This is a genomic window from Acidovorax sp. NN32 (assembly GCF_057597245.1).
On sequence record NZ_CP199679.1, the window covers coordinates 2,485,334 to 2,500,584 of the forward strand.

The window sequence follows — 15,251 nt, forward strand, 5'->3', positions numbered from 1 at the left end:
GTGTCCGTTGGGCGGGACGGACTCAGGCGATTCGTTTTCATTTGGTTACATTGTACTGATCGGTTTTAAATTAAACCTTTTGGTTTAATTTATTTACTTGATAGTCAAATCTTGAAGAGGTTAGGCCAAAGGCGGTTTTTTAGATGATTTGGCGATTAAATAACAAGAATTAAGTCGTTTGGGTTTTAAAGCGCGGCTCGCAGAATGCCAGCCCTGTGACCCCTAACACCTCCATCATCATCGTCCCCGGTTGGCGGGACTCGGGCCCCGGCCACTGGCAGAGCCTGTGGGCCGAGCGCCTGCCCAACGCCCGCCGCGTGGTGCAGGACGACTGGATCACTCCCACGCGCTCGGCCTGGGTGAGCCAGCTCGAAAAGACGGTGCTGGCCGCGCCGCACCCCGTGGTGATCGTGGCCCACAGCCTGGGTTGCATTGCCACCAACCACATGGGGCCCGATGCCGCCGCCAAGGTATGTGGTGCGCTGCTGGTGGCCCCCGCCGACCCGGAGCGCCGCGCCATCCTGAGCGACTTTGCGCCCGTGCCCTATGCTGCGCTGCCTTACCGCAGCATCGTGGTGGCCAGCAGCAACGACCCGTTTTGCCCTATCCGCCTGGCGGGCGCCTACGCGCGGGCTTGGGGCAGCGAGTTTGTGCGCATGCAGAACGCGGGGCACATCAACATCGATTCAGGGCATGGCGAATGGCCCCTGGGCTGGGCACTGCTGCAGTCGCTGGCAGATGGGCCTACCGCCCAGCCGCCTGCTGTCACCCACGCGCACCCCCTGCCTTCCGCGTTTTGATTGCTATATTTTATATAGCTAAAAAGCCTTGCTGGTCAGGCGGAAGAGGCTCTTTTTGATGTGAACAATGCGGCAGCTATCTGCCGTGCGCAGGCCATCAACAATCTATATGCCAATAGTTGATTATTTAACAAGAATATATTCTTTTGAGTTTTAAGGGCGCCTCCGCACAATCCGTCATCTCCAGCAATTTTTTGGGCGACACCACCATGACTTCTTTGAAACTCAAGACCCTCCTGGCCTCGCTGGCCCTGGCCGCCAGTGGCATGGCTGCCGCACAAAATTCGCTGCTCAACGTGTCGTACGACGTGGCCCGTGAGTTCTACAAGGACTACAACGCTGCCTTTGCCGCGCACTACAAGAAGACCACGGGCCAGGACGTGAAGATCGACCAGTCGCACGCTGGATCGAGCGCTCAGGCCCGTGCCGTGAACGACGGCCTGGCTGCTGACGTGGTGACCATGAACACCACCACCGACGTGCAGTTCCTGGCCGACAGCGGCGTGGTTGCCAAGGACTGGACCAAGAAATTTCCGCACGACGCATCGCCCACCACCTCGACCATGCTGTTCCTGGTACGCAACGGCAACCCCAAGGGCATCAAGGACTGGGACGACCTCATCAAGCCCGGCGTGCAGGTGATTGTGGTGAACCCCAAGACTGGCGGCAACGGCCGTTATGCCTATCTGGCTGCCTGGGGCGCCGTGCGTGAAAAGGGTGGCACCGAGGCGCAGGCAGCCGAGTTTGTCGGCAAGCTCTACAAGAACGTGCCCATCCTGGCCAAGGGCGGGCGTGATGCCACCGCCACCTTCCTGCAGCGCAACCAGGGCGATGTGTTGATCACCTTCGAATCCGAGGTGGTCTCCATCGACCGCGAGTTCGGCGCCGGCAAGGTCGATGCGATCTACCCCTCGGTGAGTGTGGTGGCTGAGAACCCCGTGGCCGTCGTGGAGCGCACCGTGGCCAAGAAGGGCACCGCCCAGCTGGCCAAGGCGTACCTGGACTACCTGTACTCCGAAGAAGCGCAGGAGATCGCGGCCAAGCATGCCATCCGCCCCCGTTCGGAGGCCGTGCTCAAAAAGTACGCCGACACCTTCAAGCCGCTCAAGCAGTTCACCGTGGCCAAGTACTTCGGCTCGCTGACCGAAGCGCAGAAGGTGCACTTCAATGATGGCGGCCAGTTCGACAAGCTGTACACGCCCGGCGCCAAGTAAATAGGCGCAGCGCTTCTCCCGACTCACCACTGCATCTATGACCACTGCGACCGCTGTGGCCGCAGCCCCGGCCGGACGGCGCGCTCCCAAGCGCGTGCTGCCCGGTTTCGGGCTGTCACTGGGCTACACCCTTTTCTACTTGAGCATCATCGTGCTGATCCCGTTGTCGGCACTGATCTTCAAGACCTTCACGCTCACCTGGGAGCAGTTCTGGGCAGCCATCAGCGCACCGCGTGTGATGGCGTCGTACCGGCTGACCTTTGGCGCATCGTTCCTAGCGGCGCTGGTCAACCTGGTGTTTGGCCTGCTGATTGCCTGGGTGCTGGTGCGCTACAAGTTCCCGGGCAAGAAGATCGTGGACGCGCTGGTGGACTTGCCCTTTGCGCTGCCCACCGCCGTGGCTGGTATCTCGCTCACGGCCTTGCTGGCCGGCAATGGCTGGGTCGGCAGCATTCTGGAGCCCATGGGCATCCAGCTCGCGTTCAAGCCTGCGGGCATCGTGATTGCGCTGATCTTCATCGGCTTGCCATTTGTGGTGCGCACCGTGCAACCGGTGCTGGAAGACGCAGAGAAGGAGCTGGAAGAAGCCGCCACCTGCCTGGGCGCCACACGCCTGCAGACCTTCACCAAGGTCATCCTGCCCTCCATCACGCCCGCACTGCTCACCGGCTTTGCCATGGCGTTTGCGCGAGCGGTGGGTGAATACGGTTCGGTGATCTTCATCGCGGGCAACATGCCCATGGTGTCGGAGATCACGCCGCTGATCATCATCGGCAAGCTGGAGCAGTACGACTACGCAGGCGCCACGGCCGTGGCCGTGGTGATGCTCGTGATCTCGTTCATCCTGCTCTTGGTCATCAACGCACTACAGGCATGGCAGCGTCGCCATGCGGGGGCTCCAGCATGAGCGGCAACAACTCCCGAACCATACGCCGCGCCCAAGCGGGCACGACCGAATCGCCGTGGGTGCGCTACACCCTGATTGCTGTCGCGCTCGCCTTCATGCTGCTGTTCCTGGTGTTGCCGCTGGCCGCCGTGTTCGCCGAGGCGCTGCGCAAAGGCTTTGGCGCGTACCTCGACGGACTGCGTGAACCCGACGCCTGGTCGGCCATCAAGCTCACGCTGATCACTGCACTCATCGCCGTGCCGCTGAACCTCGTGTTTGGCGTGGCGGCTGCATGGTGCATTGCCAAGTACGAGTTCAAGGGCAAGGCGTTCTTGACGACGCTGGTGGACCTGCCGTTTTCGGTATCGCCCGTGGTGGCGGGCCTGATCTACGTGCTGATGTTCGGCGCGCAGGGCTGGTTTGGCCCCTGGCTGCAGGCGCACGACATCAAGATCATCTTTGCCGTGCCGGGCATCGTGCTGGCCACGGTCTTTGTGACCTTCCCGTTCATCGCGCGTGAGCTGATCCCGCTGATGCAGGCGCAGGGCAACGACGAGGAGCAGGCCGCCATCGTGCTGGGCGCCACCGGCTGGCAGACCTTCTGGTACGTGACGCTGCCCAACATCAAGTGGGGCCTGCTGTACGGCGTGATCCTGTGCAATGCGCGGGCCATGGGCGAGTTTGGCGCGGTATCCGTGGTGTCGGGCCACATCCGTGGGCAGACCAACACCATCCCGCTGCATGTCGAAATTCTCTACAACGAATACCAGTCGGTGGCTGCGTTTGCCGCAGCCTCGCTGCTGGCTTTGTTGGCCCTGGTCACGCTGGTCATCAAGACGATTGCCGAACACCGCAACGAGCAGGCACTCAAGGCTGCCGCCGAATTGCCCCCCGAGCGGCCCGCACCCCTGCCGAACGCACGCTGAAGGAACAAACACCATGAGCATTGAAATCCGCAACGTCAGCAAACAGTTTGGCGACTTCCAGGCCCTGCGCGATGTGAGCCTGGACATTGCCTCGGGCGAACTCATAGCGCTGCTGGGCCCTTCGGGCTGCGGCAAGACCACGCTGCTGCGCATCATCGCGGGGCTGGAGACGGCCGATGTGGGCACCATCCACTTCAGCGGCGAAGACACGACCGACGTTCATGTGCGCGAGCGCAACGTGGGCTTTGTGTTCCAGCACTACGCACTGTTCCGCCACATGACGGTGTTCGAGAACGTGGCCTTCGGCCTGCGCGTAAAGCCCCGCAAAGAGCGACCGAGCGAGGCGCAGATCAAGCAAAAGGTGACTGACCTGCTCAAGCTCGTGCAGCTCGACTGGCTGGCCGAGCGCTACCCCTCGCAGCTGTCCGGTGGCCAGCGCCAGCGCATCGCCCTGGCCCGTGCCCTGGCGGTGGAGCCCAAGGTGCTGCTGCTCGACGAACCCTTCGGCGCCCTGGACGCCAAGGTGCGCAAGGAACTGCGCCGCTGGCTGCGCCGCCTGCACGACGAACTGCATGTCACCTCGATCTTCGTGACCCATGACCAGGAAGAAGCGCTGGAAGTGGCCGACCGCGTGGTGGTGATCAACCAGGGCCGCATTGAGCAAAGCGGCTCGCCCCAGCAGGTATGGGACCAGCCAGCCAGTCCGTTTGTGTATGGCTTTTTGGGTGATGTGAACCTGTTCCACGGTCGCGCCCATGAAGGCCTGGTGCACCTGGACGGCATGCAGATCGACTCGCCCGAGCACAGCCAGGCGCAGAACGCCAAGGCCTTTGCTTACGTGCGCCCGCACGACCTGGACGTGGAGCGCTATTCGCCCGGCGCCGGGCTCGACGCCGAAGGCCGCCCGCGCGGCATCGTGGCCCAACTGAGCCGCGCCATTGTGGTGGGCCCGATTGCGCGGCTGGAACTTATTCCCTCCGACGACCACAAACCAGCGGACAATGCGTCCCCAGACCACTTGATCGAAGCGCAGATCCCTGCGCAGCAGTTCAAGGAAATGGGTTTCAAGGAGGGTGAAACGCTGGTGGTGACACCGCGCCGCGCCCGCGTGTTCTTGGATCACGCCGCTGGAATCTGACTCCCCCTGAGCCGCTGCGCGTCTTCCCCCTGAGGGGGCGCACCCGGTGGACTGGCGGAGCCAGATCCACGGGTGTACTGGCATGGGCCGCGCCCGTTTCGGAGGCGGCACCGTTTGCAATGGCTATTGGATGAGGGATAAGAATGATGGTGTTGAACTGGATCGATCAGGCCCCGCGCCGCGTGCTGGCGCTGATCAGTGTGGCCTGCGTGGCCATGCTGGCGTTTGGCATGTACCTGCAGCATGTGGTGGGGCTGGAGCCATGCCCCATGTGCATCGTGCAGCGCTATGCTCTCATTGGTGTAGCAATCTTCACAGGACTGGCAAGCGCTAGGGGCTCAAAAGGCTGGTGGATGGGCTGGGGCGCGCTGGCTCTGATCGCATCCGGCTTCGGCGCCTTCGTGGCCGCCCGCCAGAGCTGGCTGCAGTGGTACCCGCCCGAAGTCGCCACCTGCGGCCGTGACTTCTACGGCATGATCGAAAACTATCCCATCAGCCGCGCCATCCCCATGATCTTCCGGGGCTCGGGCGATTGCACAGCGATTGACTGGACGTTTCTCGGTGGCTCGATTGCCAACTGGTCCTTTATCTGTTTTGTGGGTTTTGGCCTTGTGCTGCTGGTGCTGCTGGTGCGTGCCTTGAAGAATGGTGGGAGCCAGGGGGGCTCGGGCTACTCAATGGCGTGATGCCCCTGGCTCGCCATGGACTAAAAAAGGTGCTCGTTGGAGCGCCTTTTTCATCTGCTGAATCAAGGTGTCGGGCGGTGCGGTCTGGCGTCCCGATGCATCATTTCGATGGCTTTTCTTCTGCGGGCACGGGTGCAGCCTCGTCGGGCACCTTGGGGGTGTCAGAGGCATGGTGCTCCATGGGAGTCTTCTTCCCCGGCTGAGGTGTCTTGTCAGCTCCGGGGGCGATCTCCTCGTTGTTGTGCTGCTTCGTTTGCTGAACCTTCTTGTCGTGTGCAATGTTGCGGGGATCGGTCATCTCGTACTTTCAGTGGTGGATACCCATCCTTGTCCGAGAACACAGTGGCACGGGTAGGACAACGGGACGTTGCAGTGCAAGGGGCGCGTTTGCACATCGGGTGTCCCTGTCTGGTTATCTACCATCCTCCAGGAATGGGAAAGGCACCCCCTTCGTGCCATCCACCCATCCCGGCAGCTTGTGCATCACGCTCTCAAACAGGTGGCTCGCCTGCCATTGCGCCAGCCAAGCCTGCAAGTGTGGCAAGGGTTGTGCATCCCACCAGGTGCCATCGATGCCCGCAAACTGCCGCACAAACGGGGCGATGGCCATGTCCGCCAGGGCGGTGTGGTCGCCAAACAGGAAGGGGCGTGAGATGAGTCGTGCCTCCAGCCCTTGCAGCCATTCCACAGCCTGCGTACGGGCCAGGGCGGTGTCGGCTTCGGGGTAGCGGTGAGGGTATTTGCAGCGGTCCAATGCCTGCTTGAAATGACTGTCGCATTCAGCCACCAGCTCCAGCATGGCGTCCACATCGCCGTGGCTCGGGGTCAGCCAGTTGGCAGGGTCTTTTTGGGCCAATGCCCACAGCATGATCTCCAGGCTCTGCTCCAGCACCTGGCCACTTGGCAGCACCAGCACGGGCACAGTGCCCTTTGGGGAGGCGTGCAGCAGGCCCTGTGGCTTGTTGCGCAACACCACCTCGCGCAGTTCGCAGGCCTGGCCACTGAGAGCCAGCGCCAGCCGGGCGCGCATGGCGTAGGGGCAGCGGCGAAAGGAATAGAGGACGGGCAGGGCAGCGCTCACGCGGAGTCGTCCTCGCGATCATTTTTTTCGTCGCTGGAGCTGAATCGCGCTCGGTTGCCCGGTTGCCGCGCGCCGATATGCGCTTGCCCGCGCTGATCCGCCAGGTCCATCTGGCGTTGCCGCTCTGCCAGCGCGCGTTCCTGCTCGGGTGTGCGCGTGCCGTGGCAATACGGGCAGCTCACGCCGCGCACGTAATGCGGCGACTGCAGCTCGACCTCGCCCAGTGGCATGCGGCAAGAGCGGCACAGTTGGTGGTGCCCCGGAGCCAGGCCGTGGCCCACCGACACACGTTCGTCAAACACGAAGCAGTCGCCATGCCACAGGCTGTCTTCTTCGGGCACGGTTTCCAGGTATTTGAGGATGCCGCCTTCCAAGTGGTACACCTCGTCAAAGCCCTGCGATTTGAGGTAGGCGGTGGATTTCTCGCACCGTATGCCGCCCGTGCAGAACATGGCCACGCGCGGGTTACCCGCCAGCACGCCGCCGGGCTGCGACTGCTGCGCCACCCAGGCCGGGAACTCGGCAAAGCTCTTGGTGTGGGGGTTGATGGCGCGTTCAAACGTGCCGATACCAACTTCGTAGTCGTTGCGCGTGTCCACCACCACCACGCTGGGGTCGTCGATGAGTGCGTTCCAGTTCTCGGGCTTCACATAGGTGCCCGCATTGCGAGCCGGGTTCAGGCCTGGCACGCCCAGGGTCACGATCTCGCGCTTGAGACGCACGCGCATGCGGTAGAACGGTTGGCGGTCGGTGGGGGCTTCTTTGTGCTGCAGGTTCGCAAAGCGGGCATCGCTGCGCAGCCAGGTGAGCACCGCCAGCACATCGGCGGGTGCGCCCGCAATGGTGCCGTTGATGCCCTCGGGCGCCAGCAGCAGCATGCCGCGCACGCCGCGCTCGTCGCACAGGGTCTGCAGGGGCGCGCGCAGTGTGGCGCAGTCGGGCAGATCGACAAACTGGTAAAGCGCAACAGTGAGAAAGCGGGGTGTGACCGAGTCCACGAAATGGGGGAGAGAGCGGAAAAGAAGGGGTGATGATAGCGGTCACTTTTCGTTACGATGCAGGCGTCTCCAACATGCGCCCAAGGTGTTTTATGGCCCAGGAACCCTCCCTCAACCTGTTTCGCCGCCTGGAGCAGCTCAACGGTATTGGGGCTGCGCTCTCCCGCGAGCGCAACATCGACCGCCTGCTGGAGAACATTCTGGAGGCTGCCAAGGCCATCACGGGCGCGGACGGCGGAACGCTCTACAGCGTGACGGAGGACGGGAAGTCGCTCAAGTTCGAGATACTGCGCACCGACTCGCTGGACATTCGCCTCGGTGGCACCACGGGCAAGCCCATTGATTTTCCGCACCTGCCGCTGCGCAACGCAGATGGCAGCCCCAACGATTCGCTGGTGGCCGCGTATGCCGCCATCCACGACCGCACGGTGAACATTGCCGATGCGTACAGCGCCGAGGGCTTTGATTTTTCAGGCACCCGCAGTTTCGATGCGCGCACGGGGTACCGCTCGCAGTCGTTTCTGACCGTGCCGATGAAGAATCACGACCATGAACTGATCGGCGTGCTGCAGCTCATCAACGCGCGGCACTGGGAGACCGGCGAGGTCACCACATTCTCCGAGGCCGACCAGGGCCTGGCCGAGTCGCTGGCCTCGCAGGCTGCCATTGCCCTCACCAACCGCTTGCTCATCACGCAGCTGGAGCGCCTGTTCGAGTCGTTCGTGAACCTGATCAACCTGGCCATTGACGAAAAGTCGCCCTACACCGGTGGCCATTGCCAGCGGGTGCCCGCCCTTACCATGATGCTGGCCGAGGCGGTGAATGCCACCAATCAGGGGCCACTGGCGGGCTTTCGCATGAGTGACCGGGACCGCTACGAACTCAAGATGGCCGGCCTGCTGCACGACTGCGGCAAGATCACCACGCCCGTGCACGTGGTGGACAAGGCCACCAAGCTGCAGACCCTGTACGACCGCATTGGGCTGGTGGACACGCGGTTTGAAGTCTTGAAGCGCGATGCCGAGCTGGCCGCACTGCGCCGCCAACTGGCGCTGCGCCCGGTGGTGGATGCGCGTGCCGAGGGGCAGGAGCTGCAAGCCCTGCAGCACGAAATCCACACACTGGAAGAAGACCGCGAGTTTCTGCGCCGCTGCAATACCGGCACCGAGGCCATGCGCCCCGAGGACCAGCAGCGCGTGCGCGACATTGCCGCCATGCGGCACTGGCGCAACCCGCAGGGGGTGCAGACAAGCTTCCTTACGGCCGAGGAGGTGGAGAACCTCACCATCCGATCCGGCACCCTGAACCAGGCCGAGCGCGACACCATCAATTACCACATCGTTGCCACCATCAAGATGCTGGAGACGCTGCCCTGGCCACGGCACCTCAAGAACGTGCCGGAGTATGCGGGCGGCCACCACGAGCGCATGGACGGCAAGGGTTACCCGCGCGGCCTTACGCGTGACCAGATGTCGCTGCAGGCCCGCATGATGGGCATAGCCGACATCTTCGAGGCGCTGACAGCGGCTGATCGGCCCTACAAGAACGGTATGACCTTGTCAGAGGCGATTGCCATCATGTGCAGGATGCGCGACAACGGGCACATCGACCCGGACCTGTTCGAGGTGTTTGTGCGCGAGGGGGTGTACCTGCGCTACGCGCGGGACTTTCTGGAGCCCGGGCAGTTGGACGTGGTGGACATCGCGGCGCTCGGCTTCTCCTGACTGAAATGCTTCTGAGTGGATCGCTGCCAAGCCCAGTGCACTGGCCACTGACCGGGTTCGCAGGGTCGAGATGCCTCATGGCTTGTGCAGCGGCAGCCACAGCGTGAAGCGCGAACCGCAGTCCTCCCCCAGCGCCCCCCAGGTGTCCCACGAACACTGCGCGCCCAGCGCCAGTGCGCGGCTGCGCACGTTGGCCAGGCCCCTGCGCGCGGGCGGTAGCGCATCGGGTGGGGGCGCGGTGAAGGGGGTGCCGTTGTCCTGCACGCACACCTGCACGCCGGGCACACCTCCGCGCACCCATTCAGCGGTGCCGAGCGTGATCTCCATCGCGCCGCTGTGCTTGAGGATGTTGGTCAGCACCTCCTGCAGGATGCGCAGCACATGCAGCGCGCTCTGCGAATCGAGCCAGGGCAGGGGCGGCACATCGTCCACCTGCCAGCGCAACGCCAGGCCAGCGCCCTCTAGACGGGGGCCCAGCCGGAAGCGCAGGCGCGCAAGCAGGGCCAGCAGGTCGGCGTCCACAGGCTCCAGCGAGTCGATGGACAGCTTCAGGTCGTCGATGCACTCGCGCAGCACCGGCGCCACGTCCAGGCGCGCGGCGGGCTCGTTCTCCACCAGCCGCAGCGCGCTCATCAGTGACGAGCCCACACCGTCGTGCATCTCGCGCATCAGGCGCTGGCGCTCTTGGAGCAGCGTCTGTTCGCGCTCGGCGGCGCGCAGCCGCTCGTGGGTTTCGCGCAGTTGCTGTTCTTGCGCGGCCAGGCGCTCGGCCTGCACGGCATTGGCCAGCTCGGCCGCGCCCAGCGCGCGCTGGTAGCGCGTGAAGGCCACCCACAGGAACATGGTGAGCACGCCCATGTAGGCATAGGGGGTGAGGTAAATGTGCTCGATGCTGATGAGATACCGCTGCATCGCCAGGTCATGGAACGCCATCGGAAACGACAGCGCCACGGCGCCGCACAGTAGAACGTTGGCCCCCGTGCGGTGCGTCCACGCGCCGCGCGCCGCCACATACAGCACCACCACCCCCGGCGGGAACAGCGCCAGGCGCAGCAGCGGAAGCATCGCCTCGTGCCTGAGCCCCCACAACGGCAGCGCTGCAGCCGCCACCAGCCAGCAGTAGGCCATCAGCGCCCGTGCCAGCCGGGGCCTGTGCCAGCCCTGCATCTGCCGCAGCAGCAAGAAGGAACACACCGAGGAGCCCAGTGACCCCACCAGCGTGAGCCAGGAGAACCAGGCGTCGGGCACGGCCAGGCCTTCCTCGTCCACCAGATAGAACAGCGTCGCCAGCAGGTGCGCCACCGACAACAGAAAGAACAGCAAGTAGCCTGCTTCCTCGCGCCCCTCGCCATGGCCCCGCGCCCGCCGCATCAGCCACACCATCAGCGCCAGCACGCCCAGCACCAGGTAGGCGCCCCGCAGGTAGGTCACCAGGCCGGTCTGCAGCAGCTCGCGCAGCCGCCAGGCTGGCCGCAGCGCCTCAGCCGGTCCGGCCCACACCGAGGACAGCGCCCCGCCCACGCCCGGCAGGCTGGCCATGCGCACGTGCAGCTGCGGCGCTGCACCCGCTTGGTCTAGGCCCTTCAGATCCAGCCATACCGGGCGGTTGAAGCCGTTCCACACGCGGCTGCCGCGCGTCTGCCATGCAAGGCGTCCGTTGGCATACACGGCCACCGTGCCCACCGTCTGCCAGCGCGGGATGTAAAGGCGCATACCCTGCGGAGTGCCGTGCGGCAGCGCGTTGGCGGGCACGCGCAGGCGGTACCACTGCACTTCGGGCGGCGCGCTGGCCTGCTCGGCGCTGGACGCGGTGCTGCGCGGGCGAGCATGGGGCAGGGCCACGGCGGCCCAGGGCGTCGCGGCGTCCAGCACCGCATCGCCGGATGCGTGCAGCGAAGGCGGTGGCGCCCAGTCGCCGCTGGGCGAAGACCAGGTCTCGGCCTGCAACAGGTGCACGGCCTCTGCGGTGTGCGTGCACGGCACCAGCATCATCACCAGCAGCAGCACCAACGGCATTGCCAGCAGCCGCCAACGCCGCAGCACCCGGCGCGCCGCCTCAGTCGGCCGCATGGATCCAGCCCTGGCGCGCTGCGGCGCTCACGGCCTCGGCCTGCGTGGTGACCTGCAGCTTGGCATATACGCGTCGCACAAAGGTGCGCACGGTGTGGCGCGAGACGCCCATTGCGCGGGCGACCTCGTCCAGCGTATGGCCGCGCGCCACCAGGCGCAGCAGTTCGGCCTCGCGCGCGGACGGGGGTGCGCTTGCGCCCAGGCCTGCGCCCGGCGCCGGGGGCGGCGCCGCCGCCAGCGCGGGCTGCGTCTGGCGCAGCAGCAACAGCTTGCGCGCCACCATGGGGTTGATGGGGCTGCCGCCTGCGTGCAGGCTGCGCACTTCGTCCACCACGGCGGTGGCGGGCAAGTCTTTGAGCAAATAGCCCATGGCACCGGCGGCGATGGCATCCAGCACGTGCACCTCGTCGCCGAAGATGGTGCTGACCATGGCCGCCGCCTGCGGCCAGCGTGCCCGCAGCGCGGCCAGCACGTCCAGCCCGCTGCCGTCGGGCAGGCCCAGGTCGAGCAGCAGCACGTCCAGCGGCGCGGCGTCGTCCTGCGCCAGCGCGGCCATGGCCTCGGTGCGGCTGGCGGCCGTCCACGCCAGGCGCATGTCGCTGGCGCCTTGCAGCGCGTGGGCCAGGGCGGTGCGGCAGGCGGCGTCGTCCTCGACCACGGCGACGCGAACGGGGGTGGAGGCAATGGAAGAAGGCGGCGGCATGCACCGATGCTGCCACAGCCGCTGGGCACGGGCATGTCGCCCAAAAGGGGGACATACGAAACCGCCCCCTGTCCCTAGCATCCGGGTCACGCGCTGGCTTTGCTGGCTTTTTGCTATTGAAATTATAGCTGTCAGCGCTTTATCAGAAAGCGCTAGAGGCTAAAAATATGCTCAAAAATGTCCTTCACACCCCGCTCATGCACCGGGCCTGGTTGCGCGCGCGCAGCGCGGTGGCGCTGGGCGCGCTGGCCATGGTGCTGCTGCAGGCCTGCAGCGTGGCCCAGCCGTCGTGGATCGAGGCGCCCCTGGTGGCCGACGGAAGCACCACCGGCGCGGGCTATGCGCCCCACGGCACCAGCCTGCCAGTGAGCGAGGGGGCCAGCGCGCAGTTGAAGTTCTCTTATGCCACCTTGCCAGACGGTGCGCTGACCAAGCTGAATGTGGACACCGACAACACGATTGCCACCGTAGGCCATGACAGCTATACGCTCGACGCCGGCAAGGTGGTGCGCGCACGGCTGGTGCTGTATGTCGACAAGGTGACCACCCCGGGCTACATCGCCATCTTCGGTGCCTACCAGGCCGGCGGCGCAGACTGCTTTGCGCACGAGGGCACGGCTCCCGCCTGCGACCTGCAACTGGCCAGCGCCGTCGGTGGGCGCGCCACCGACGCGGACCGGCCGACGCAGCCCTTGCGCATTGCCGAGCGCGGCTTCTACAGCTTCGACGTGACCGAGCTCGTCAAGCACCGGCTGGCGCAGGGTGTGGAATCGATGCTGCGCGTGGAAGCCGCGCAGGACACCGATGGTTCCTACGGCAGCTTCGAGTTCGCCAGCCGCGAGCAGCCGGTGGGCCAGGCGCGCGTGCTGCACCAGGCGCAATTGCTGATCACGCTGGAGGGTCTGGCGGGCATCAGCAGCAGACCCTATGCCTCCACCAGCGTGCGCCAGTCGTCCACCGACCCGACCGTCGCCGCGCAGGACTTCCGGCAGGACGAAAACCTGTGGCTTGGCGGCGCGGCAGGGGACCGCGCCTATGCACTGTTGCAGCCGCAGCCGCTCGAAGTCGGCTTTCCGCTGCGCCAGGTGCTGTTCAGTACGGGTTCGATGGCAGGCAAGCAGTCGCTGGTCATGCATGTGAACGGGCCGGTGCTGGACCAGACCACGCCGCAGCCGCAGGTGCAGGTCTACGGGCGACGCAGGTTCAACGTGAGCGGTCAGGTGGTGCGATCGTGGAACGACGGCTGGGCGGAGCCGCCGGGCGCGGACCTCATCGCCACGGCGGCACTGGACCGCAGCGCGCCTCGCCAGACTGTGGTCGCCGATACCACCGATCGCTATATCGACACGCTGGCCAGCGCGTACAACGGCAACCGCAACCAGGACTTTGCGGCGGCCGTCACCACCAACGTGCAATCGCCGATAACGCTGGACAGCAGCCGCAACACCCGCACCGGGCATGCGCCGCGTTTCATCACCGTCATCAAACCTGAGAAGGACGTGTGGCGGTCACCCTTCGACTTCGACAAGGACGACAGCACACATGCATTGAGCCTGTGCCTGCAGTACACGGGCAGCGCGGGCACGTGCCACAGCGCGCTGTCGCTGCGCGCCCGCCTCGGGCAGCCGTTCACCAGCTCGGGCCGTGTCATTGTCATCGGGCCCTGGGCCGACACCGCAGCCGGCGGCCATGTACCCTATGCGGCAGACATCGACCTTGCTCTGCCCCAAAGCGGCGCCAGCGCCCAAGTGCCCGCCGACCTGGGCCCCCAGAGCCTGTCGGGCGACATGGCCAGCTACATTGGCTACGGCATTCACGAAGCCAGGGCCAACCGCGTGGTGGGCACGTACCGCGGCATCGTGAGCATGACGGGGCACAACCTGCGCACCGCCATCGACTTCGAGAACCTGCCGCTGCCCTTGCCGTCGCTGAGCGGTCCGGCCCGTGTGGAGACGGCGCCTGGCGCCACCGTGGTGGCGGTCGGTGCCGGTGCGCCGCAGCCCTTCATGCTGGCCGTGGCCGACCCGGTGGGCCAGAACATCGACGACACCACGCGCTGGATCATCACCAGCAGCAACCCCGCCGACTCCCTACCCGGCGCCATTCAGCAAAGCGACGGCAGTGTGCCGTTCGCCGTCACGTTCTCGGGTGTGGGCCCGCGCACGCTGACCGTCACCAGCAGGGGCGACGCCGGCATCACCGCAACGTTCGCCGTCAACGTGCTGCATGGCGCGCAACTGGGCCAGTCCATCAGCTTCACCACAACACCTGCAGCGTTCGCCAAGGTGGGCGGGACCTATCTGGCGGCGGCCACGGGCGGCGGATCGGGTCTGCCGGTCACGTTCAGCCTCGACACGGCCGCATCCACGCCGGGTGCCTGCACGGTGGCGGCAAACGGCGCGGTGGCCTTTACCGGCGCCGGTACATGCTCCATCCAGGCCGACCAGGCGGGCAACGCTGTCTACGCCGCAGCCGCCCAGGCGCGGCAGAGCTTCACGATCGGCTCCGCGAGCTTCAGTGGTCCGACAGTGCCCTCGAGCGGCGGGGGCAGCTCAGGGCTGGCCAGCGCCAGCCTGTCGGGCGGCGGCGAGACCTGCCAATTCGATACGACGGCCACCCGCTTCACTGCCGCCACAGCTGCCCCGCCGGGGCAGGGTGCACCGCAAGGCATGTTCGCCTTCCGGCTCGTGGGCTGCACGCCGGGGGCCACCGTGACCATCACCACCCATTGGCCACAGCCCGTCACCGTGTTCGCCAAGTACGGCAAGGCCGCGAGCAATGCTGTCAGCGCCAGTTTCTTTGCGCCGTCCAATCTGGTCATCAGCGGCAGCACCGTGCACTTTAGCGTGACCGACGGCCAGCTAGGCGACGACGACTGGACGGCGAACGGTGTCATTTTGGACCCGGTGATGCCGCTGGCTGCCGCGCACAACATCCCCACGTTGAGTGAATGGGCCCTGTTGCTGCTCACTTTGCTGGTGGGCGCCCTGGCGTGGCGCCAAGCCAGGTTCTAAGGAAAATTGCG

Annotated in this window: 13 protein-coding genes; 8 read left to right on the forward strand and 5 right to left on the reverse strand. The window is 65.4% G+C overall.

Translation table 11 applies throughout. From position 1 onward, the window contains the following. The first annotated feature begins 215 nt into the window (after positions 1 to 215). The 6 genes from ACT89O_RS11700 (at position 216) to ACT89O_RS11725 (ending at position 5,650) form a co-directional block, all read left to right on the forward strand. Positions 216 to 800, forward strand: coding sequence for an RBBP9/YdeN family alpha/beta hydrolase (locus ACT89O_RS11700; protein WP_487262729.1), 585 nt, complete (start codon positions 216 to 218; stop codon positions 798 to 800). A gap of 209 nt (positions 801 to 1,009) precedes the next feature. Continuing rightward, a complete protein-coding gene (locus ACT89O_RS11705; RefSeq protein ID WP_487262730.1) occupies positions 1,010 to 2,014 on the forward strand; it encodes a sulfate ABC transporter substrate-binding protein in 1,005 nt (334 codons plus the stop codon). Between the two features lie 37 nt (positions 2,015 to 2,051). Beyond that, on the forward strand, positions 2,052 to 2,921 hold the full coding sequence (gene cysT / locus ACT89O_RS11710; RefSeq protein WP_487262731.1) for a sulfate ABC transporter permease subunit CysT: 870 nt from the start codon (positions 2,052 to 2,054) through the stop codon (positions 2,919 to 2,921). Next, the gene (cysW, locus tag ACT89O_RS11715; protein WP_487262732.1) at positions 2,918 to 3,826 is read left to right on the forward strand and encodes a sulfate ABC transporter permease subunit CysW; all 909 of its coding nucleotides are present in this window, start codon (positions 2,918 to 2,920) and stop codon (positions 3,824 to 3,826) included. Before cysT ends, cysW begins: the two co-directional genes overlap by 4 nt. Positions 3,827 to 3,839: 13 nt before the next feature. Continuing rightward, a complete protein-coding gene (locus tag ACT89O_RS11720; RefSeq protein WP_487262733.1) occupies positions 3,840 to 4,964 on the forward strand; it encodes a sulfate/molybdate ABC transporter ATP-binding protein in 1,125 nt (374 codons plus the stop codon). Between the two features lie 146 nt (positions 4,965 to 5,110). Beyond that, positions 5,111 to 5,650, forward strand: a complete 540-nt coding sequence (locus ACT89O_RS11725) for a disulfide bond formation protein B (RefSeq protein WP_487262852.1) — start codon at positions 5,111 to 5,113, stop codon at positions 5,648 to 5,650. 100 nt (positions 5,651 to 5,750) lie between these two features. Here ACT89O_RS11725 and ACT89O_RS11730 read toward each other — a convergent pair whose 3' ends face one another. From ACT89O_RS11730 to trhO, 3 genes are all read right to left on the reverse strand, one after another. Beyond that, positions 5,751 to 5,948, reverse strand: coding sequence for a hypothetical protein (locus ACT89O_RS11730; protein WP_487262734.1), 198 nt, complete (start codon positions 5,946 to 5,948; stop codon positions 5,751 to 5,753). 114 nt (positions 5,949 to 6,062) lie between these two features. Further along, the gene (locus tag ACT89O_RS11735) at positions 6,063 to 6,680 is read right to left on the reverse strand and encodes a glutathione S-transferase (protein ID WP_487262853.1); all 618 of its coding nucleotides are present in this window, start codon (positions 6,678 to 6,680) and stop codon (positions 6,063 to 6,065) included. Positions 6,681 to 6,727: 47 nt separating this feature from the next. Then, positions 6,728 to 7,729 (reverse strand): oxygen-dependent tRNA uridine(34) hydroxylase TrhO, encoded by a 1,002-nt coding sequence (trhO, locus tag ACT89O_RS11740; protein ID WP_487262735.1) that lies wholly within the window; start codon positions 7,727 to 7,729, stop codon positions 6,728 to 6,730. Between the two features lie 92 nt (positions 7,730 to 7,821). On the opposite strand from trhO, the gene ACT89O_RS11745 reads away from it, so the two are divergent. After that, positions 7,822 to 9,453 (forward strand): HD domain-containing phosphohydrolase, encoded by a 1,632-nt coding sequence (locus ACT89O_RS11745; protein ID WP_487262736.1) that lies wholly within the window; start codon positions 7,822 to 7,824, stop codon positions 9,451 to 9,453. Positions 9,454 to 9,528: 75 nt separating this feature from the next. On the opposite strand, the gene ACT89O_RS11750 is transcribed toward ACT89O_RS11745, so the two are convergent. After that, complete coding sequence (locus ACT89O_RS11750) at positions 9,529 to 11,523, reverse strand: sensor histidine kinase (RefSeq protein WP_487262737.1); 1,995 nt, start codon at positions 11,521 to 11,523, stop codon at positions 9,529 to 9,531. Beyond that, positions 11,510 to 12,226 carry a response regulator transcription factor gene (locus tag ACT89O_RS11755; RefSeq protein WP_121419915.1) on the reverse strand — a complete coding sequence of 239 codons (717 nt, stop codon included), beginning with the start codon at positions 12,224 to 12,226 and terminating at the stop codon, positions 11,510 to 11,512. Before ACT89O_RS11755 ends, ACT89O_RS11750 begins: the two co-directional genes overlap by 14 nt. Before the next feature lie 167 nt (positions 12,227 to 12,393). Here ACT89O_RS11755 and ACT89O_RS11760 point away from each other — a divergent pair, with 167 nt between their 5' ends. Further along, positions 12,394 to 15,240 (forward strand): IPTL-CTERM sorting domain-containing protein, encoded by a 2,847-nt coding sequence (locus ACT89O_RS11760; RefSeq protein WP_487262738.1) that lies wholly within the window; start codon positions 12,394 to 12,396, stop codon positions 15,238 to 15,240. Positions 15,241 to 15,251 lie beyond the last annotated feature (11 nt).